Raw genomic sequence first — 19,067 nt, 5'->3', positions numbered from 1 at the left:
CATATGGCCTCACCCCGCCCGACCTCGTTGTCCCTCTTCGCCACTGCCCTCGCCGAGCGTCTGCCCGGCACGTGGACGAGCGAGTATCACCGATACCGCACCTTTGCGGACCAGTTCCCCACCGTCGAACGCCTCTGGGACGCCGGCCACGTCGACTACATCGTCAGCCAGTACGCCCTGGGCCATGACGCCGTCCTGACCGGACCCGGCGGACAGCAGCTCTACGTCACCGACCGGCCCCTGTACCGCTACCAGTTCGTGGTGGCCCCGCTGGAACCCGAAGAAGTCAAACCCCACCAGATCGCCCCGGTGCGCGAGCCGGACGGCATCGCCGTCCCCAACGACCCGGCCCGTGCCGCCGCCGCCATCACCCGGCGCCTGATGCCCCGCTACCGCAGCGCCCTGGACGCAGTCCGTATCACCGCCCTACGCCAGCCCGAGCCACCTCACCGCCAGCCCGCGCCCGAGGTCGCGCAGACCCTCACGCTGATCTGGTACCCCGACGGCGTGGTGGGAGCACCGTACGACGCGGTGCCCGAAGAGGCGCGCAGGACGCTGTTCGGCTGCCGCTTCCAGTACAGCCCGCACGAGTTCGCCTTCGTACTGCCGGCCTCCTACAGCGCCAAGGAACGGGCCCTGCTGGTCCAACTCGCCGCCCATCGGCTGACAGCTGAGGGCATCGGGGTCAACTTCCGCCGCGCAGCGCCCCTCTCGCCTCCCGCCACGACAGCAGCAGCCCCGAGCAAGGCGCCGGTGGCCGCGGCCCCGAAACCCACCGCCCGTCGCTAGAACACCGCCCCGGCATCAAGGAGTTACCAGTGTCCGACGAAGACCAGCGGATGCTGCTGCATGACATGGCCGACCGGCTCAACACCGTCTCCGACCACCTTCCGCTCCCCGACCAGATCCGATTGGATCCGGCACTGAGCGAAATCCTGGACGACGAAGTCCGCCACCTGGCCCGCCTGCTGCAATTCCTGGCCGGCGAGAGCGCCTTCCGCCACCGGGCCTCCACCCGCTCCCCGGCTCGGCCCACGGCCACGGTGAGCCGCACGACTCTCGCGCTCGCAAGAGCCGCCGCACCCACAGGGCTCGCCCTCGCCGCCCTCGGTGCCGCCGTCCACCACCTCGGTCTGCTCACCGACCTCGCCCACCAGGCCCCCGGCCCCGCCCGCGACCGGGCCATCAGCACCGAGCGCCAACGGCTCGCAGACCGGCTCGGTGACAGCCGCATCCACCTCGCCCGCGCCGCGAAGCAGTTGCGGGCCACCGCCGACACCCGCACTCTCCCATCCGCGAGCCGCGTCCCCTTCCCGTCGGCCACCACAGCCCCGTCCCTCTCCCGCTGATCCCCCGCTTCCGGAGCACCCTCATCCCCGCCCCCACCCCCGGCCCGCCATACGGGGAACCGCCCTTGCACATCACCGAGTTCAGCCGCGCACCCGCCGACCGCCTGCCTGGTCCCCTTTCGCCTCCCCGGAGCCCCTCCTGCCCTCGCGCACCACGCCCCTGATCACCGTCGTCATCGCCAGCCGCCTGCGCGAAGAGCGGCTCGACTACTTGACCGCCATGCACGCCAGCCTCACCCGGCAGTCCGTACCGTGGGAGGCAGTGATCGCGGTCGACGGCGCCTCACCTGATCGCCTGCCAACCCCGCTCGCGCAGGATTCCCGCGTCCGCACACTGGCGCTGCCCCGTCCGGTCGGGGCCGCCTGCGCCCGGAACCTAGCCCTCGCCCACGTCCGCACCCGGTACACCAACTGGGCCGACGATGATGACGAGTTCACCGACGACGCCATGTCCGTGCGGCTGAACACCCTGGAGTCCACCGGGGTCGGATGGTGTGCGGGATGGAGCGAGGACCGGCACCCGGACGGGACGACCACGCTGTGGCGATGTCCTACACCGCCCGGCCGACACGAGGCCGGCGACGTATGGACGTACTGGAAGTCGCCGGCGGACACCATCCCCATCGGGCCGACCACTATCCTCGCCCGCACCGACCTCGTGCGCGCCGCTCCGATGGGCGGTCTCGTCCAGGGCGAGGACTACTGCGCAGCCCTCGGCGTGACCACCCTCGCGCCCGGGATCCTGCTGCCGGTGCCGGTGTACAGATATCGCAAATGGGACGGGCAGATGACGGCCCAGTTCGGATACGACCAGTTGGAGGCGGCGGCCCGGCGGCATGCCTGGGCCTACGGACGCAGCCTGCGCACCGTGCTCGCCCTCCGGGATCCTCGCCCTGCCGCCGGAGGGGCCTGATGCCCGCGGAAGTCACGCCGTCCGCCCTCGACCACTTGGCAGGGCGTCTGGAGGAGCTGGCCCCCGGCTTCCCCAGCCGGCCCGAGGCCGTCGGCCTCGTCACCCTCACCGACGACATCGCCCTGCTGGCCCACCACCTGCAGCAGGCCACCGAACGCGCGCAGGAACGCTTCACCGCGCCGGCCACGGTCCACACGCCGCCAACTATCTCGTCCACGCACCGGACCTGCTGCAGCAATGCCGACCGGACCAGACCCCCTGGCCCCAAGACGCCGCCGCACTGGACCGCATTCACGATGCGATAGAGCAGTGGCAGGACGTGTACGCCGACTGGTGTCTCTTCGTCCCGCCCGGCCTCCTCGCAACGGCCACGGTCGAGACCAAAGCCGAGGCGAGGGCCCGGCGGGATGCCCGGCTGCGGCCGGTGATCAAGACCTGAATCACGGACGGGGAAACCTTCCTGCGTCAGGCGAGAGCCCCCGCCCCCACCCCGCCACGCCCACTGACCGGCCCCAATCACGGCGCCCCGGCGCTCCCGCCAGCCCTGCCCACGCCGCCCGGTGCGACACCCCCGCGCCGGCAACCCGAGAGGAAAGGCCCCACCTGTCCGACCACTTCCACTTCGGAACCCACCCCGACCACGGCTTCGTGGCCGCCGCCCACCCGAACATCCCCGCGCACCTGGCCCACTGGTATCTGGAGCGCGAGCAGTTCGAGCCCGTCCCCCACGCCCCGGGCCTGTACCGGCTGACCAACCCCGAACAGGACGGCCTGCGCCGCGCCCGGCAGGCCGTGCACGACCTGCGGGTCGCACTGCACCATCACGGCTACACGGTGGGAGCCGACTACGCTCTCGACCCCGCCCTGACCTCACCCCCTGCGCCACCGGAGGTCCGCAACAGGATCGTGGAGCGACGCCACCGCATCGCGCAGGCCGCCGCCACCCGCTCCCCGCAGCGCGCCACTGCCCCGGCAGCCGCACCCGGCCCCTCCCTGCCTTCCGCCGTGCCCGCCGCCGGACGCCCCCAATCCGCCGGAAGCAGGCGGACCCGGTGAACAGCCACGACACGACCATCTGCGTCAACCGCGGCTCCGACGGCGAGGCCGATGCCGACGGTCCCCTCGGCCCTTTCGCCGCAAGCGTCCTGGCGGCACAGATGCTCACCGCCACGCGATACACCGTCGGCCTCGACCTGCGCCACGCACCGGCGGGCCGGCACGCCCGCCGGCCACGACCGCGCAGGCACCACCCACTCGCCCCCTCCCTGACCTGCCCTCCCCACCAGACGGAGCATCCTCATCCCCGATTCACCCACCCAGGCCACCTCGGACCTCGCCTCCCGGGCACGCGGCTTCCGGCTGCGGATGAGCGTGATCGACCTCGAGATCCAGAGGGCGCTCGACGCCGCCCGTGACCGCTACGGCCGCACCGTCCACCATCACGCCGAGGCTGCCGCGCGCGCCCGCCGCGACCAGGCCGCCCTCGCCACGTACGCCACCCATCTCGTCCCGCACGCCGGCGAGTTGCTGGATGCCGCCCGCAGCGCCCTCGACGTACTGCCTCCGGCCCGGCACACGCACGCCTGGCGCGAGCTGCTCGACGCGCTCGCTGCCTCTCACATCGAGATCGTCCGCGCCCTCGACCGGCCCGCCGTACCCGGGACGCCGGCCGAGCGCGAGCAGCACGCCGCCCTGTGGCCGCACCTCGCCTTCTGGGCCGAGAACGGATCTCTCGCCTCCGATCTCACCGAGATGCACCACCAGCCTCACGCCACCGTGCTGACCGCCGAGGAGCGGCAGATGTGGACCGAGATGGCCCAAGCTGCCCAGCGGCGTGGCGAGTTGGATCTGATCGAGTCTTGGTACGCGGTAGACGGCCGCCTCGTCACCCTGGCCTACCTAATCGAGGACGACACCGACACCGTGATCGCTCTCGCAGGTGACCCGGGGGCGCCGGGCTGGGAAGTGATCGGGCACTACGACAACGAATACACGGCCGGACGGGCGCTGCCCGGGCCTGTGCCGCCGGGAGTCCTGTGTGCGGACGGCTCGTCCCGGTTCAACCGCCCCGAACCCGCGCCCGAACAGCCCTTGCAGGAACTCCAGCGGGACGTCATCGAGGCCCGCGGCGCAGGCGACGTCTCCGGGGCCCTCCACGCCGCTACACAGACCGGCTACGACGCCGGCCCGATGGTGAGGCTGGAGCAACTCCTCAGCACGGCCGCCGAGTTCTCCCACGCCCTGGACACCGTGCAGGGCCGGCAGATCGGCGCCCGCCTCGAAGCACTCGGCCGGCACCTCGCCTTCCTCGTCCGCGAAGTGCACGAGGCGGCCGACGACCTTGGTGCCACCGTCGCCGTCCTGCCCCCGCACCGCACCCCCACGCCGCCCCGGATTCGGCCGCGCCCCGCCCTGACCACCGCTCTCCCGGCCGCGCCACCGCGCGCCCCGGCCCCCGCGCACCGCCCCTAACACCCGCACGCGGCTCCCACCGCCCCATCCGCACACTCCACACCTCACGCGCACCACAAGGAGAACCGTCACCGAATGGCAGTTGTTGGTACACCCGGCTATCAGAACGTGCGGAAAGGCGAGTCAGGTAGCTGCGGGGCGGTGAGGCCCGCCCTGGAGCATGTCGGCAGTCATTGCCCATCGTTCGTGGTCCAGCCACGCGCCGTTGATGTGCTGGAAGCTCCGGGCCCGCCTCGCCTTCGCCCAACACCCCACCACTTTCCCGCCACCACCGACAGGAGATCCGCCTTGCCCGAAGCACCAGCAGAGCCGTTCATGACGATCCGGCACGCCATCACCGGCGAGATCACCACCACCGGCTACAACGCCGCCGCCCGGCGGATCCTGCTCCAGGCCGGCTTCGAAGAGACGCCAGGCTGCGCCTGCCGAGCGACGGAACCCGGTACGGAGCGGACGCACGGGCATGCTCGGCAGCCAGCGAGCTGCTCGTCGCCGGCCATCCCCTGCACCTGGACCGAGCCCTCGGTCGGCCGGTGAGCGCCGACGGTACGCCCCGGGTGGCCCGGTCGCCGATGTCGGCACAGTCCGTGATCCGCTTCGAGAGCGGCCAGCCTCTCCAGTGCATCGCCAAACCAACCCAACCCGCACCCGCACCTGTTGAAGGGGCCGCCTCGTTTTGACCACACCCGGAACGCCTACCCGTCCAGCGCGCACCAAGGGCGGCGAACTGCGGGCCAAGGTGGCCCGACTGCTGGCCGACCGGCCGGCGGACACGCTCACCATCGGGGACATGGCCAGGCAGCTGGGCCACTCCCACGGCGCCGTCCGCAACGCCGCCCTCACCCTCGTGCGACGCGGTGAGGCCGACCAAGGCGGAACCGGACAACCGGAGTTCCGCGCGAACGCGAAAACCGCCGCAGCCGCGCAGACCGCTGTGATCAGCCCACCGGGCACCCACTCTCCCCGCGCCCAGGCGGCCACGGCCCGCACGACCATTCCCGCAGCAGCCACGCCCAGGCAGACCGGCCCGATCCGCCGCGCGGGGGGCCAGCTCTACCACCCCCGGGAGCTGGCCGATCTGCCCGACGTCGAGGCGTTGAATCGCTTGCGCGACGCCGACGTGCCGGTGCTGCTCTACGGCCCTCCGGGCACCGGCAAGACGAGTCTGGTCGAGGCGGCGTTCCCGGACCTGCTCACCGTCGCCGGTGACGGCGACACCACGGTCGGCGACTTGATCGGCGAGTACACACAGGACGACGCGGGAGGCTACGTCTTCCAGTACGGTCCGCTGGTCACCGCGATGACCGAGGGCCGCGCCCTGCTGATCGACGATGCCACCTTGATCTCACCGAAGGTCCTGGCGGCGCTGTATCCCGCGATGGACGGGCGCAGGCAGATCCAGGTCAAGGCCCACAAGGGCGAGACCATCAAGGCCGAACCGGGCTTCTACGTGGTGGCGGGCCACAATCCCGGCGTCCACGGCGCGGTGTTGACGGAGGCGCTCGCGAGCCGGTTCAGCGTGCAGATCCAGATCGGCACGGACTATGACCTCGCCCTGGCCTTGAGGATCGATGCCCGGGTGGTCAGGGTCGCCCGACACCTCGCCCACCAGGTCGAACTCGGCGAGCTGGGCTGGGCCCCCCAACTGCGAGAACTGCTCAGCTACCAGAAGACCGAGGCCGTCCTCGGCACCAAAGCCGCGCTCGCGAACCTCGTCGGCATCGCTCCTTTGGAGGACCGCGACGCCGTCGCCGCTGCCGTCATCAAGGCAGTCGGCGTCAAGAAGATCGCGCCCCTCACCCTCGGCAAGCAGCTCCCCGCCTCGGCCGCCCGGCAGCCCCCAGGCAGCACCGGCTCCGCGCACCGGGGCCGCTCGCGATGAGCGCCCACCACCACGTCCAGTCCCCCGCCACCACGCCGGACGACGACGCCGACCTCGCGCGCTGGGACGACGACGGCGCCCCGCCCGCGCAACCCCGTTCCTCCCCGGCCGCGTGGCTGCGCGTGGGAGCCGAACTCGGCGACCGGCTGGTCGCCCTCTCCGGCCGCCAGGACCTCCTCGTCACCTGCCGCCCCGGCACGCGCAGCGGCGCACCGGCCGCGTTCTTCCCCACTCTGGGCGAGGTCGAGTTCGACGCCGGCCTGTTCGCCCCGCTTAAGCCCCACGAGATCCATCCGCGGATCGTGGGCGACGAGGAGCGGTATCCCGCCGCCTGGGGAGTCTTCGTCCACGAGGCCGCGCACGCGGCCCACTCCGTCTGGACACAGCCTGCCGGAGCGAACCCCCGTGTCGTCGACGCCGCGCTCCTGCTGGAGGAGAGCCGCATCGAAGGCGCACACCTGAACACGCGGCCCACGGACCGCACGTACCTGCGCACCAGCGCCCGAACCCTGGTCATGCCCGACATCGCCCACCCCACCCTCCAGGGCATCGAGCACGCCGCCGCCGTGGCGGCCCTGATCCTCGGCCGCCGTGACGTCGGCATCCTGGACGCCGGCGAGACCCGGGCCGTCGCCGACCTGTGCGAAAAGGTGCTGGGCGCAAACCTGCTGACCACCCTCACCCGCATCTGGACCGCAGCCCACCAGTGCGCCGACCACGACGCCACGACCATGCTCGCGCACGCTCAACAATGGTGCGACGCTCTGGACACCATGGCCCCCGCCCTGCCCGTGCCGGACAACCTCACCGATCTGCTGTCCAGCGCCGTGGGGGTCGTCATGGACCACGCGGCAGCCACCGACGCCGCCGACCTCGCGGCACAGACCGCAGCGACCAACGCCATCGCCGCGCAGTCCAAGGCGCAGGCACAGGACCGCGCCCAGCGGGCCGACCAGCGACGCAAAGCCGCCGCCACCGCCAAGTCGGTCTTCAACACCCGTGGCACCACCGTCACCCCCGACGGCACACCAGCGCCCTACAGCAACCCGATCACCGGCACCCGCAGGCCCACCGCCGCCGAGCAAACTGCCGCCGCGCGCCTGAGCCGCGCCCTGCGCGCCGCCGCCTACCGCGAGCGGACCGAGGAGCGGACCACCAGCCCCACCCCGCCCGGCCGCCTCAACATGCGCGCGGCCCTCGCCCGCGACGCTCAGCGCGCGGCCGGGTCGGTCCCCACCGCACAACCGTTCACCCACACCCGCCGCCGCAACTCCCCCACCCCACCGCTGCGTGTGGGTATCGCCGTCGACGTCTCCGGCTCCATGCGTGCCGCCTGCGCGCCCGTCGCGTCCGCTGCCTGGATCGTGGCACGCGCAGCAGCCCTGACCGACCCCGACTCCCTTACCGCCACCATCGCCTACGACAGGCACCTGACCGCACTGATCCGGCCCACCCACCGAGCACCAGAGCGCGTGACGACGTTCGATGCCAACGGCGGCCACCACAACCTCGGCGACGCCATCGACGCACTCGACCACGGCCTCGAACTCAGCCGCCCCGGCGCCGGCCGCCTCCTCGTGATCGTCACCGACGCCCGGTACGGCAGCGACGAAACCGCTCAAGCCGTCACCCGCGTCAAGCAGCTCACGACCGCCGGCTGCGCCGTACTCCAGCTCACCCTCACCGCCAAGTCCCACCACTTGCCGGGGACCACCTTGCTACACCTGCCCCGGCCCTCCAGCGCTCCCGTCGCCATCGCCAAGGCGGCCACAGACGCCATCCGCAGGACACGCTGAGACGACGCAGAAGGCGGAAGCGTCCCCGAGACCACCGCCAAGCACTCCAGACCACCTCCGTCCGCCGCATGAATCGTGCATCTGATGCATGACCCTCCGCGACGACGCAGGCCACCACCATCTGTCTGCTCGACCGCACAGACCCGCCCATAACCCCTGAACTGCCCGCCACCGCAAGGAGATCACCCCGAATATGGCTGTCCGTACGACCTGGAAAATTGTCCACAGCTGTGGACACGAAGTGACACACAACCTGTCCGCCCGTCCTGCCGACCGGCGCGCCGGATTCGCCCGCTGGCTCGAAGGCCGCGACTGCACCGACTGCTGGAAGGCCGCCCGCGACTCCGACACCGAATCCAAGGAAGCCTGGATCGCCGCCAAGCGCGCCGAGGAGCAGCAGGCCGCCACCGAGTGGGCCGAGCAGTTCGACATGCCGCCACTCGAAGGACCCGACAAGGCCCTGGACTGGGGCGCGCGCTCCCGCCACCAGCTCGTCACCGCCGCGTACCGCGCGCTGGTGAGCGAGGGGACCTGGGACGAGGCCCGCTGGGCCGTCCTGGAAGACAAGATCCGCACCGTCGCCCGCGCCGGATGGTGGATCGACCAGAGGGACGCTGAGGGCTCTGACCTGCCCGAACTCCTGGACGCCGCCGCCTCGGACGACATCGGGACGGAGAACCCGTTCCGGTAGGACGCGGGGCCTTATACCCGACGATCCCCGGTTACCGAAACCGGGGATCGTCCGGATCCTTGTTCCTCCCACCGCCTCCCCGTGCACTTCGTGGAAGGAACCCTGCTGTGCCCGCATCCCGCCCTCCGCATGCCCCCGGTGACATCGTCACCCCCGACCGGGACATCACCCACGCCCACTTCCGGCCCGGTGACCAGGTCGTCATCCTCAAGGGCACCTCCGGCCGGCAACTGTGGGGCGACGCCTACAAGGTCGTCGCCCCTTCGTGGCACACCCCGACCGACGAGGACGGCTGGCGCCTGTACGACCCGGCCGGCGGCGCGCGCACGTTCATCACCGCGCACCCGCGCTACCTGGTCCACCGCTCCACCCGCTGCCCGGACTGCCTCATCTACCAGCAGGCACTGCGCACGTACCTGGTCCCGCGCCTGGCCGGCACCGACGAGGACGTCGACTGCGGCTGGTACTCGGTCACCCACCTCAACCAGGTGGTGCACGTCGCCGACGCCCGGGCCGGCCAGTGACCCATGCACTCGCATCGGAGCGCGCCGCAGCCCTGGCCCGAACGGCTTCCGCTGCCGTCGAGGAGATCGCCGGCAGCCAGTGGCCGGTGGTGCTGGCCGAGAGCCTGCGCGAGGTGGAGGCGACGTGGCAGGAGTCGGCCGAGGTGTGCGCGGACATCGCCTGGCGCGCCCGCGCCGCCGGGAACAGCGCGCTGGTGCTGCTCTCCCCCGAGCATGTCACCGACTCCACCCCCGACCCCGTGATCTGGCGGACGTACCGGCACCTCTACCTCAGCACGCTGCGCTACGACGTGCGCTGCCGCGTCATCGAATCGCTCATGAACGAGGTGCCGGTGAGCGTGCTGAACGAGGACCCGTACAGCGAAGCCCTCTACGCCTTCTCGCGGTTGGGACAGTCACGCTCGGACGGCCTCGCCGTCATGCACCGCGTCCTCGTCGCCGCACCCGGCCACACCAAGACGCTGCACGTCCTGCTGCACGGGGTGTGGCTGGGCACCTTCCTTCCCGGCCGAGCGCCCATGCTGCTGGCCCTGGTGGGACTGCTCCCCGAGGGCGGGCTGGACGATCCGATCGCGCTGTTCCGCATGGCCTCGGCGCGGCGGAGTCTGGGCCAGTATCCCGAGGCCCTCACCGCCATCGACCACGCCCTGGAGCTGCTGCCGCCCGGCGAACTCGCTGTCCACGACGACCTGGTACGCGAACGCCTCCTGATCACCGCGGCACACGACCTGGCCCTCCTCATCCCCCATCGCCCGGACCCCACCCCGTGATCATCCGTATTGCACCGCGCGAAGAACCGCGGATGCCACGTCTCAACTTGCCGGTCTGCTGCGGCGGCTTGCCGACGAGCGCGCCGGGCCGCTGTCCACCGTGCGCGGCCTCATCGAGCACGCTGCCCACCGGTTTGAGCGCCTGTCAGATGCCTACGGCCCCGGCAGCGCACACCAGCTGGAGCTGATCGCTCGCCGCCTGTACGGCATCCAGCAGAGTCTCGACTCCATGGCCGACGCCCTGCCGGCCGCCGCGCAGCCGAGCGCTAAATGGCCATCTCCTCCTGCGCCCACGCCGGGCATCACACCCGGCGCGGCCGGCGCCCGGCTTGCCCGCTGACCCGTCTGAAAGAACAGCTTCTTGGCCCTTGCCGATCGTTTCCTGACCCTGGGGCGCGATGTGAACTCCGGGGAAGTCTTCGCCCGCGGCGGGGATCCCGAAGCCCACAGCATCCTGCAGCGCACCGGCTTCGTCCCGGTCGTCCGCCTCCACGAGACCTATCACCGGCTGCCCGTCGGCCTCGACGAAGCCGAGGAGGAACGTCTCGCCACACGCGCCGTCGGCCGGCTGCGCGCCGTCAAGTACGACGTCGAAGCCGACGACGCCTTCGAGACCGAGAGGCGTGAGCCGCACTACCTGCCGCTTGGCTCCCAGGTCGCGCACCTCGCCGAGCGGATCCGCGAGGCCACCACCAGCGACGAGGTCGCCGACGCCCTGACCGAACTGACGGCCTCCCACGACGGCGTACTCATCGCCCTCGGCGAGGTCTTCGCGGCCACCGCCGCCTTCTATCAGGACCTCGGCCAACCGCCGGATCCGTACACCGCGAAGCGGTTGCAGTACCTGGCCGAGCACCGGCTCGCCGTCCTGTGGTCCGACCTCGCGCACATGCGCAACGACCTCGCCGACCGGCACCAGGACCATCCCAAGCGCCGCGCGTGCACGGCCGACGTCGGACCGGACGCACGCGAAGCCTCCGCAGGCTGCGCCTGCCCACCGCCTCCACCACGCCTGGCCACCACCCCCGTCGCCGTGCCCACCGCCCCCGCACCGGCCCGCCCGCGGCGCTGACCCGCACCCTTCCCTTTCCGAGGAGCCCATGCACGACCCCACCCCCGACACCAGCCTCGGCTCGTTCGCCGCCGTCCTCGCCGGCGAACTGCCCGGTGCCTGGACCAGCACGTACCACCCCGACCGCGGTGCCAACAACGACCACAGCGCCCTCACAGATGCCGTATGGGACATGAACGAAGTCGCCGACGCCCTCGCCAAGCACACCGTGGACCACTGCGCCGTGCTGCAGCGGCACGACGGAACCCGTCTGTTCGTCGCCGACCGCCCGGGCCACGGCGAGGGATACCTGATCGCCCCGATGGCCCCGTCCGATGCCCCAGCGGAGGCGTTCCGTGGCGTGCGCGAGCCCGACGGAATCGCAGTCGACGCCGACCCGTTCAACGCGGCCGAGGACATCACGTTCGGCCTCTTGCCCCGCTACGACGTCGCCGTCCATCAGGTCCGCAGCAACGCCGCCCGGCTCGCGGCACCGCAGCCTGCCGAGCCGGAACACATCGTGATGACCTGGGCCGGCGAAGCCATCGTCGTCGACAAGCCGGTCCGTGCGGATGTCACCAAGGCCCTGACCGAGAACGGCTTCGTCTTCGCGCCCGACCGCAACGTCTTCGTGCTGTCCGGCGACGACACCGCGCACCAGGCCGCCTCCGTACGAGCCGCCGGAGAGCGTCTGTCCGAGCTGGGCATCGACACCGTACTGCGTCATCCGCCGACACGGCCCGCCCTGGACACCACCTCCGTCGCGCCGCCGAGCCCGTCCGTCGTCTCCACGCACCGGGGCAGATGACGCCCCGCGACGAAGACGAGCCGGTCTTCTTCGATCTCAAATACGTCACCATCACCCGTGACCCGCGCAGCCAGCTGGTCCTCGCCATCGGCGGAGACGGACGCGCGGCGGGCATCCTGCAGACCGCCGGCGGCTTCCACTCCGCCCCCGGTGCCTCTCGCGACTACCACCGTCTGCCGCACCACCTGCCCGTCGAGGAGCAACGGCACGGCGCTACCTCCGCCGCACACGCCCTGCTCCTCGCCGGGTACAGCGTCCACCTCGACCCCGCTCTGAACACCCTGGCCACCCCCAACGGCGAACGGCAGGCGGCTTGCCGCTACCTCGGCGGGCTCGAATCGCGCGCCCGCGCCACCGAGACCGACCGCGACGTTGCCGTCCTCCTGGCGGAGATCGCCGCACCCGAGGAAGGGATGCTCCCGCAGCTGGTGCGGGCCCTGATCGCCACATGGGCGACGTGGGGTGAGCGGCTCCGCGACGCCGGGCTCGACGACGAACCGGCAGAACAGCTGATGGAGGCCACCAGCAGCCTGTCCAACCAGGCGCACCGCATCACGGTGATCCGCGAACAGGCCGCCCGGCGCACCCCGCCGACCGCCGCCGCCCCAGGCCCGGCCCGCGCACCGCGCGCCACCTCGTCCGCGCCGTCCGTACGACGGCGATAACCCGGCCCGCACAGGAGTAACCGCACGTGGGAAACCGTGCCGACGACGAAGGCACCGACGTCACGATCTACCTCAAGCCCCTCACCGACACCGTTCACGCCGACACTGCGACCGGGGCACCCGAGCAGCTGCTCGCCCTCCTCGACAGCCTCGGCTTCGAGCGCCAGACAATGACCACCCCCGGGCCCGTCTACGTCTGGCACGAGGCACCCGCCCACCTCGACGCGGACGCGAAGAAGCAGCTCGCCACGCATGCGGTGCCCTGGCTGCACATGGCCGGATACGTGGTCCACATCTCCGATGACGTCTGGGACACGGCCGCCTACACCGACGCCGCAGCAGCCCTGCGCAACCGGGGCGCCCCGGCCCCGCCGCTCGCCGCAGCTGCACCCCCAGCACCCTCCACGGACCCTCCGGCAAGGGCCCGCCGCCGGTGAGCCTCGCCGACGAATACGACGTCGACGTCGCCTTCTACCATCGCGACGCGACGATCTACGTCGACACCCGCTCCGGCGCCTCCGAGCACCTCTTGGGCCTGCTCGACGACCTCGGTCTCAACCGGCACAGGGCCCTGGCCGACGTCTGGCATCAGGTCCCCGACGAGATGGACGAGATCGCCATGAAGTCCATGGCCGACCGGGCCGCACCGCTGCTTGCCCGTGCCGGATACCAGGTCGACATCGACGCGGGCCTCTTCGGCGGCACCGCCTACCGCACCGCACTCGCCGAACAGGCAGCACACCGGCAGCCACCGCCACCCGCACCGCGCGCTGCACCGCCACGCCGCACCCGCTGACCGCCCGACCGTCGCCGGCCCGCCGAGGCCGGCCCTCACTCTCCCCAGGAGCCCGCCGTCACCAACGAACCCGACCGCACGCCTCCGCCGATCACCGCCAGCCGCAAGCCCCGCCTGGTCACCGCCCTGTTCCGCCGCTACCTGCGCGCCGTCACCGTCGGCAGCCGGGAGCGCGCCATCCCGCTGGCGGGCGGACGCCCCGAGGCAGCCCTCGACGAAGCCCGCCGCCGCGACGCGTTCCTCCTCGTCGAGAGCTACCGCATCCGCCACCACGACTAGCAACCAACCCGGCCCGTTCAGGAGGCCCATGACCAACACGACCCCCACCTCGGTGCAACTGGCCAACCACATCGCCCACCAGCTCGGCCAGCTCCGCCGCCTCCTCGCCCTGGCGCCACCGCACGAGGCGGCCCAGATCCTCGGCAATGTGCTGGACTACGACACCGGCATCCTCGGCGAGGTCACCGGGCTCGTCGAAACGGGCTCGCGTTTCGCGAAGACCCACTCCGAGCACGGCATCCTGCCGCCCGAGGTTTGGCTGGCCCTCGGCCGCGCCGCCAACGAACTGGGCAGCGTGGGCGTCGACCTCCACGAGCACACCGGAGCGATCAAGCAGATCGCTATGCCCACCGCGCCGTCCACCGGTCCGGCCGGGCGGCCCTCGGCCTCGGCGATGGTCGTCAGGCGGCACCGGTGAGACAGAACAAGCAGTGGTCCGGCTGGGGCGCCGCCGGCGGTCAGCAGGCCCAGCAGCACTACCTCGTCGAGCCCCGCCATCTCGCTGGCGCCGGCGACCTGCGTCACGTCACCGAGTACCTGCGTGCCTCGGGCTGGAAGGACAAGTCCAAGACCGGCGGTCCCGTCGTGTTCGACAGCCCCGACAAGTCCGTACGCATCGGCTACGACCCGTACACCCAGCCCGGCGGCTGGACCATCAGCGGGAAGCAGACCAGGTCACAGGAGGCGTGGCACGCCACGCTCGGCCGCCAGGTCCCCGTAGAGATCGTGGCCGGAGTCACCGACGCGCTGACCCGGCCGCGCTCCGCGCACGCTCCCAACGTGTGGGCGCCGCTTGAGGCACAGGGCTGGGAGACCGAACACGGACAGCACTTCACCGCCCGCAGCCCGGACGGCGACGCCGTCGTCCGCTTCCATGAGTCCGCCCCCGGACAGGCCCACTGGTGGGCTGGCGCCCGCAATGAACACGGCCAGGTATGGGAGGCGATGTTCACGCCGACCACGCCGATGCACCTGGTGCAGGCGTTCAGCACCGCGCTCGCCGACCCGCAGCCAGTGATGCGGCCGCTCGGCCACGTCCCGCCCTCCCAGAGAATCCGCACCACCTCGGTGTCAATACTGCCCTCGCAGCTCAGCGCGTGGCAGCAGGCCCGCATCACCGCGGCCCGCGCCGCCACCTGGGCCAGCAACACCTTCGCCACCAACAAGGCACGCCCTCAAGGTCCCCGGGCTCGGCCGTACGCCGGGGCGGTACGGACGCGGTGAACCCGGCGCCCGGCCGGCAGCGGAGATTCACCGCACGTGACCGAGTACCTGCTCGCCTCCGGCTGGACCAACCACTCGGTGCCCGGCTATCCCCACGTCCTGCTGGAGAGCCCCGACCGGTAACTCCAGCTCACCCAGGAGCCCACCGCGCCCGAGCCACGCGAGTCTTGGTGGCATATCCACCCCGCCGACCGGCGGGAGTGGTCCGCCCAGTTCGGCGGCCACACCCCAGTCGAGATCATCGCGGGCTTCACGGACGCCCTCGCCAGCCGCGCGCACCTGCCACTCGGGGACCTTTGGCATCTGGCGAGCAGCCGGGGCTGGACCCCTACCGCCAGGGCCCGGAGACGGCGGCGCTAGCGCCCGACGAGACCGCCGTTCTCGCGTGGGTGCCCGTGGTCCCCGGCACCCCCGGCTGGCGTTGGAAAGCAGAGGTCTCCGTTCCGATCACCACGCAACGACGCCGGTGGCTGTGGGGCGCGTCGATCGACGAGAGGGCACCGTCCGCGGCCATCGCGGGATTCGTCGCCGCGTTGACGGACCCCGCACCGCTGCTGCGCGACGAGGGGCAAGAACCCAACACCCTTCCACAGCTCCACCAGGAGCACCGTCTCGCTGGAGCAGCTCCAGCAGATGCACCGGCAGCGGCTCCAAGACACCCGGTGCCACAGCCCCCTCGATCAGACCCCGGCGACACCGCCCCCTGCCCAGGGCCCGCCACACCGCCGCAAGCGCCGATGAACAGCCGCCCGCTCAAGGCGCCCTTCCCCTCATTCCCGCTTCACGCAAGGACGTTGATGCCTCACCCCTCTGCTCCCAGCGACGACCAGGTCGCGCGGGCCACCGCCACCCTGGCCCAGGTCAAGGACTACCTGCGCACCGGCCCTCCCGTATCCGACGTGTTGCCGCTGCTCGCCGGCCTCCTGGATGAGGACACCGGCGTGCCCATCCTGCTCGGCGACGTCCTGCGCAGCGCCGCCCGCCTCGTCGCCCAGCAGGCCGCCTACCCCCAGACCGACGAGATCCGCCTGATCATCGCCGGGCTCCGCGACGCCGCCCAGGAGGCCACCGACTGGCACGTTCTGCACTGGGACGTACAGCGCCTGCGCGAACAGTTCGGCACCACCACCGCGCCGCCCCGACAGTGACCACCCCTCGCGAGGCCCCTATGCCATCTCCACCCATCCCCTGGCGCTGCCCCAGCCCCGACGAAGTCACCGAAGCCCTCGATGTTCTGGACGAGGTCTACCTACATCTGCGGGACGCACCGTCCGTTCCCCACGCCCTGCCCATGCTGGCCAAGGTCCTGGACGACGAGTTCGGCGCCCTCATGATCCTCGGCAACATCCTGCGCGCCACCGCCACCCTCATCGAGGGGCACGCCCTCCTGCCGTGGCCCGTCGAGATCCGCCACATCATCGCCCGGCTCAGAGCCGCAGCCCCCGAGGTCACCGACTGCCACGACCTCCATCGCGATGTACAGCGTCTGAGCGTCCACGCATTTCAGTCTGCCGATCCGCCGGACCCCTCATGACCGCCCCGGGCATGCCCTACATCACCAGCAGGGCTGACGACCCCTCCCGCCGCATCTGGTTCGACACCAGTCCGCGCCACCTCGCAGGCCCCGGCGATCCCCGCCATGTCACCCAGGCGCTGCGGGCCGCCGGCTGGACGAACCAATCCGACCCCGACTTCCCCCACGTCGTCCTGGCCAGCCCCGATTTCCGGCACACACTCGTGCTCGAACCCGCACCCGACACGTACTCCGCCTGGTGGCGGATCTCGTCGCACACGGACAAGGAACGCTGGCACGCCTTGTTCGGCGGCAACACGCCCGCCGAGGTCATCGCCGGATTCACCGACGCCCTCGTGCACCCCGCGCCGGCCACAGAACCGGACGTGTGGCCCGCGCTGCAAGCGGCCGAGTGGACCTACGCACGCGACGAGCGGGGCAACGAGAGCGCACACCATCCGGACGGCATCACCACCATGGAGCGGCGGGCGACGCTGACGAGCGATTACTTCAGCTGGATCGCCGAAGTCGCGCTCCCCACCGGTCTCGGCGGCCAACGCCGGCTGTGGAACGCGTACTTCGACGACCACACGCCCCGTCACCTGCTCGCGGGCTTCGCCGCTGCTCTCACGAATCCGGCGCCCGTGCCGCGCGGCCACTACGACGTCCCGGAGTCCCACCTGGTCACGCAGGTGGAACGTCGCCGGCAGGGCGAGCATCTGGCCGCCGCCCACGACGCGCGTCTCAAGGCCGTCCGGGCCGCCGCCCGCAAGGCCCGCCGCGGTGCCGCGCCGACCACGCGCGCCGTGCCGGCACCTGCCACCGACGTGGCCGCGGCAGCGGCACGGGGCCGGTGAACCACGCGGCGCGGCCACCGGCCGCGCCGCACCCCGCACCCCGCACCCCTCCGAACTGCCCGCCCAAAGGCCCCTCTTGACCCTTTCCCTTGAACCCGCGAGCCCGGCGCACCGGCTCTACCTGAGCCAACTCGCCCTCTACCTGCGCCACAGCAGGCAGATCCTCGCCGCCTGGGACGCCTACTCCGATGAGCACTCCGACCCCGAAACGTTCCAGCCCCACGACGAGGACGCGTACGGGCTGCGCCAGCAGAAGCGCGACTGCGACACCCTGTCCGCCTTCGGCCGGGTGTATTACCACGCCGACGAGCTGGTGCACGTCGCCGAGCAGCAGCTCGCCCAGCTGCCGGTCACCGCCCTGACCCGGCGATACGCCTGGCAGGTGCGCGAACTGCACGAGGCCACGCAGCGGCTGTACGCCGTCCACGCCGAATGGCGCGCGGTGCGCGCTGCACTGCCCGAGAGCGCCAAGCCCGGCACGACGGCGTACGAGGAGCCGCTCGCCGAGAGCTACGCGGAAGCCTGGTCCTACCTCGACCAGTGGGCGATCCATGGCCAGGCGCTCTTCGCGGTCAACGCACTGGCGCAGAGGCAGTCGACGGCATCCGCGTCGGCCTTGTCGGCGACGGCGCCCGTGCCCAACGCCGCCGCGTCGTCTACGGTCCGGCGGTGACGGGCGTGAGCGACACCGTCGAGCTGACGCTTGTCACCCCGGTCTATCTGGCCGGCCGCGGCGATCCGGGCTGGGTCACCGTCCCCCTGCACCGGGCCAGCGGCTGGAGCTACGGCCACGATCCACTGCTGCCTCGTGTCCTGCTCACCAGCCCCAACCGGCAGGCGACGCTACGCATCGACCCGGACCCGGACGAGCCATGGTGGACCATCCACCACGCCCCCAGCCACGGCCAGCCGGCGTGGAAGGCCACCTTCGACGCCCACACACCGGCCGAAATCATCGCCGCCTTCACCGACGCCCTCACCCACCCCCGCGCCCCGCAGGCCGCCGCACCACCCACCGCCCTCCTGCGGCAGGCAGGTTGGCGCGGCAGCCCCCACCAGAGCGGCCTCGTGTCGCCCGACGGCGTGGTCCGCGTCGAGTACGTCACCGCACACGGCCTCGACCACTGGAGCATCACGGTCACCGACGGCCACACCCCGGACGACGCGCTGTGGGGTGCGTGCCTGGACGGCACCACCCCGCCCGATCTGGTCGCCGCCCTGACCCGTGCACTCACCGACGCCACCCCCGTCATCCGTGATCCGAACCGCCTGCCCGGACTCGGTGTGCGCCACCGGCACGACGTCAGGCAGCACGTGCCCGTGGAGACCGTCGCTTTCGCGCTGGAGGACCGCGTCAAGCACCTGACCGGCCGCCATCTGCGGCCCACGACGCCACCCACGCAGCTTCCGTCCGGTCCACCGCCCGGCCGCATGCCCTGACCCCCGTACGGCCGCCCCCTGCCCCTGCTGCGCAGCG

The 19,067-nt window shown here is 71.8% G+C and carries 25 protein-coding genes and 1 pseudogene; all 26 read left to right on the top strand.

Features of this window, described 5'->3' with window-relative positions; genetic code table 11:
* Nucleotides 1-3: 3 nt before the first annotated feature.
* The gene (locus tag ACWC1K_RS26200; protein WP_450834717.1) at nt 4-789 is read left to right on the top strand and encodes a hypothetical protein; all 786 of its coding nucleotides are present in this window, start codon (nt 4-6) and stop codon (nt 787-789) included.
* A 29-nt stretch (nt 790-818) separates the two neighbouring features.
* Nucleotides 819-1,349, top strand: coding sequence for a hypothetical protein (locus ACWC1K_RS26195; protein WP_450834716.1), 531 nt, complete (start codon nt 819-821; stop codon nt 1,347-1,349).
* A 160-nt stretch (nt 1,350-1,509) separates the two neighbouring features.
* On the top strand, nt 1,510-2,262 hold the full coding sequence (locus ACWC1K_RS26190; protein ID WP_450834795.1) for a glycosyltransferase family 2 protein: 753 nt from the start codon (nt 1,510-1,512) through the stop codon (nt 2,260-2,262).
* Nucleotides 2,262-2,567, top strand: coding sequence for a hypothetical protein (locus ACWC1K_RS26185; RefSeq protein ID WP_450834715.1), 306 nt, complete (start codon nt 2,262-2,264; stop codon nt 2,565-2,567). Before ACWC1K_RS26190 ends, ACWC1K_RS26185 begins: the two co-directional genes overlap by 1 nt.
* A 343-nt stretch (nt 2,568-2,910) precedes the next feature.
* Nucleotides 2,911-3,318: a hypothetical protein gene (locus ACWC1K_RS26180; protein WP_450834713.1), complete on the top strand. Its 408-nt coding sequence runs from the start codon at nt 2,911-2,913 to the stop codon at nt 3,316-3,318.
* Nucleotides 3,319-3,627: 309 nt separating this feature from the next.
* Nucleotides 3,628-4,734, top strand: coding sequence for a hypothetical protein (locus ACWC1K_RS26175; protein ID WP_450834712.1), 1,107 nt, complete (start codon nt 3,628-3,630; stop codon nt 4,732-4,734).
* 315 nt (nt 4,735-5,049) lie between these two features.
* The gene (locus tag ACWC1K_RS26170; protein ID WP_450834793.1) at nt 5,050-5,271 is read left to right on the top strand and encodes a hypothetical protein; all 222 of its coding nucleotides are present in this window, start codon (nt 5,050-5,052) and stop codon (nt 5,269-5,271) included.
* Between the two features lie 202 nt (nt 5,272-5,473).
* Nucleotides 5,474-6,616, top strand: coding sequence for an AAA family ATPase (locus tag ACWC1K_RS26165; RefSeq protein ID WP_450834791.1), 1,143 nt, complete (start codon nt 5,474-5,476; stop codon nt 6,614-6,616).
* The gene (locus tag ACWC1K_RS26160; RefSeq protein ID WP_450834711.1) at nt 6,613-8,412 is read left to right on the top strand and encodes a hypothetical protein; all 1,800 of its coding nucleotides are present in this window, start codon (nt 6,613-6,615) and stop codon (nt 8,410-8,412) included. The genes ACWC1K_RS26165 and ACWC1K_RS26160 overlap by 4 nt, the downstream gene beginning before the upstream one ends.
* A gap of 241 nt (nt 8,413-8,653) precedes the next feature.
* Nucleotides 8,654-9,103: a hypothetical protein gene (locus tag ACWC1K_RS26155; RefSeq protein ID WP_450834709.1), complete on the top strand. Its 450-nt coding sequence runs from the start codon at nt 8,654-8,656 to the stop codon at nt 9,101-9,103.
* Nucleotides 9,104-9,210: 107 nt separating this feature from the next.
* The gene (locus ACWC1K_RS26150; RefSeq protein WP_450834708.1) at nt 9,211-9,627 is read left to right on the top strand and encodes a hypothetical protein; all 417 of its coding nucleotides are present in this window, start codon (nt 9,211-9,213) and stop codon (nt 9,625-9,627) included.
* Nucleotides 9,624-10,397, top strand: coding sequence for a hypothetical protein (locus ACWC1K_RS26145; protein WP_450834707.1), 774 nt, complete (start codon nt 9,624-9,626; stop codon nt 10,395-10,397). Before ACWC1K_RS26150 ends, ACWC1K_RS26145 begins: the two co-directional genes overlap by 4 nt.
* A 100-nt stretch (nt 10,398-10,497) precedes the next feature.
* Nucleotides 10,498-10,737, top strand: a complete 240-nt coding sequence (locus ACWC1K_RS26140; protein WP_450834705.1) for a hypothetical protein — start codon at nt 10,498-10,500, stop codon at nt 10,735-10,737.
* Between the two features lie 21 nt (nt 10,738-10,758).
* Nucleotides 10,759-11,469, top strand: a complete 711-nt coding sequence (locus ACWC1K_RS26135) for a hypothetical protein (protein ID WP_450834704.1) — start codon at nt 10,759-10,761, stop codon at nt 11,467-11,469.
* 28 nt (nt 11,470-11,497) lie between these two features.
* On the top strand, nt 11,498-12,256 hold the full coding sequence (locus ACWC1K_RS26130) for a hypothetical protein (RefSeq protein ID WP_450834702.1): 759 nt from the start codon (nt 11,498-11,500) through the stop codon (nt 12,254-12,256).
* Nucleotides 12,253-12,921 carry a hypothetical protein gene (locus ACWC1K_RS26125; RefSeq protein ID WP_450834700.1) on the top strand — a complete coding sequence of 223 codons (669 nt, stop codon included), beginning with the start codon at nt 12,253-12,255 and terminating at the stop codon, nt 12,919-12,921. The genes ACWC1K_RS26130 and ACWC1K_RS26125 overlap by 4 nt, the downstream gene beginning before the upstream one ends.
* 26 nt (nt 12,922-12,947) lie before the next feature.
* Nucleotides 12,948-13,358: a hypothetical protein gene (locus ACWC1K_RS26120; RefSeq protein WP_450834698.1), complete on the top strand. Its 411-nt coding sequence runs from the start codon at nt 12,948-12,950 to the stop codon at nt 13,356-13,358.
* Nucleotides 13,355-13,717 carry a hypothetical protein gene (locus ACWC1K_RS26115; protein WP_450834696.1) on the top strand — a complete coding sequence of 121 codons (363 nt, stop codon included), beginning with the start codon at nt 13,355-13,357 and terminating at the stop codon, nt 13,715-13,717. Before ACWC1K_RS26120 ends, ACWC1K_RS26115 begins: the two co-directional genes overlap by 4 nt.
* 307 nt (nt 13,718-14,024) lie before the next feature.
* On the top strand, nt 14,025-14,414 hold the full coding sequence (locus tag ACWC1K_RS26110; protein WP_450834695.1) for a hypothetical protein: 390 nt from the start codon (nt 14,025-14,027) through the stop codon (nt 14,412-14,414).
* Nucleotides 14,411-15,220, top strand: coding sequence for a DUF317 domain-containing protein (locus ACWC1K_RS26105; RefSeq protein WP_450834694.1), 810 nt, complete (start codon nt 14,411-14,413; stop codon nt 15,218-15,220). The genes ACWC1K_RS26110 and ACWC1K_RS26105 overlap by 4 nt, the downstream gene beginning before the upstream one ends.
* A 141-nt stretch (nt 15,221-15,361) precedes the next feature.
* Nucleotides 15,362-15,580, top strand: a pseudogene (locus ACWC1K_RS26100) (DUF317 domain-containing protein); the annotation flags it as partial.
* Nucleotides 15,581-16,017: 437 nt separating this feature from the next.
* A complete protein-coding gene (locus ACWC1K_RS26095; RefSeq protein WP_450834692.1) occupies nt 16,018-16,368 on the top strand; it encodes a hypothetical protein in 351 nt (116 codons plus the stop codon).
* Nucleotides 16,369-16,388: 20 nt separating this feature from the next.
* The gene (locus tag ACWC1K_RS26090; protein WP_450834690.1) at nt 16,389-16,754 is read left to right on the top strand and encodes a hypothetical protein; all 366 of its coding nucleotides are present in this window, start codon (nt 16,389-16,391) and stop codon (nt 16,752-16,754) included.
* Nucleotides 16,751-17,590 (top strand): DUF317 domain-containing protein, encoded by an 840-nt coding sequence (locus ACWC1K_RS26085; RefSeq protein ID WP_450834688.1) that lies wholly within the window; start codon nt 16,751-16,753, stop codon nt 17,588-17,590. Before ACWC1K_RS26090 ends, ACWC1K_RS26085 begins: the two co-directional genes overlap by 4 nt.
* A 76-nt stretch (nt 17,591-17,666) precedes the next feature.
* Complete coding sequence (locus ACWC1K_RS26080) at nt 17,667-18,263, top strand: hypothetical protein (protein ID WP_450834686.1); 597 nt, start codon at nt 17,667-17,669, stop codon at nt 18,261-18,263.
* On the top strand, nt 18,260-19,030 hold the full coding sequence (locus ACWC1K_RS26075; protein ID WP_450834685.1) for a DUF317 domain-containing protein: 771 nt from the start codon (nt 18,260-18,262) through the stop codon (nt 19,028-19,030). The genes ACWC1K_RS26080 and ACWC1K_RS26075 overlap by 4 nt, the downstream gene beginning before the upstream one ends.
* The last annotated feature ends 37 nt before the right edge of the window (nt 19,031-19,067 follow it).

Source organism: Streptomyces sp. NPDC001492 (assembly GCF_053597275.1).
The sequence above is the reverse complement of the archived record's forward strand: the minus strand, read 5'-3'. Positions and strand labels throughout refer to the sequence as shown.

Coding starts and splice junctions, on each gene's coding strand:
- ACWC1K_RS26200 (WP_450834717.1), top strand. CDS start 4: ATGGCCTCACCCCGCCCGACCTCGTTGTCCCTCTTCGCCACTGCCCTC.
- ACWC1K_RS26090 (WP_450834690.1), top strand. CDS start 16,389: ATGCCATCTCCACCCATCCCCTGGCGCTGCCCCAGCCCCGACGAAGTC.
- ACWC1K_RS26095 (WP_450834692.1), top strand. CDS start 16,018: ATGCCTCACCCCTCTGCTCCCAGCGACGACCAGGTCGCGCGGGCCACC.
- ACWC1K_RS26175 (WP_450834712.1), top strand. CDS start 3,628: ATGAGCGTGATCGACCTCGAGATCCAGAGGGCGCTCGACGCCGCCCGT.
- ACWC1K_RS26130 (WP_450834702.1), top strand. CDS start 11,498: ATGCACGACCCCACCCCCGACACCAGCCTCGGCTCGTTCGCCGCCGTC.
- ACWC1K_RS26110 (WP_450834695.1), top strand. CDS start 14,025: ATGACCAACACGACCCCCACCTCGGTGCAACTGGCCAACCACATCGCC.
- ACWC1K_RS26160 (WP_450834711.1), top strand. CDS start 6,613: ATGAGCGCCCACCACCACGTCCAGTCCCCCGCCACCACGCCGGACGAC.
- ACWC1K_RS26085 (WP_450834688.1), top strand. CDS start 16,751: ATGACCGCCCCGGGCATGCCCTACATCACCAGCAGGGCTGACGACCCC.
- ACWC1K_RS26185 (WP_450834715.1), top strand. CDS start 2,262: ATGCCCGCGGAAGTCACGCCGTCCGCCCTCGACCACTTGGCAGGGCGT.
- ACWC1K_RS26170 (WP_450834793.1), top strand. CDS start 5,050: ATGACGATCCGGCACGCCATCACCGGCGAGATCACCACCACCGGCTAC.
- ACWC1K_RS26125 (WP_450834700.1), top strand. CDS start 12,253: ATGACGCCCCGCGACGAAGACGAGCCGGTCTTCTTCGATCTCAAATAC.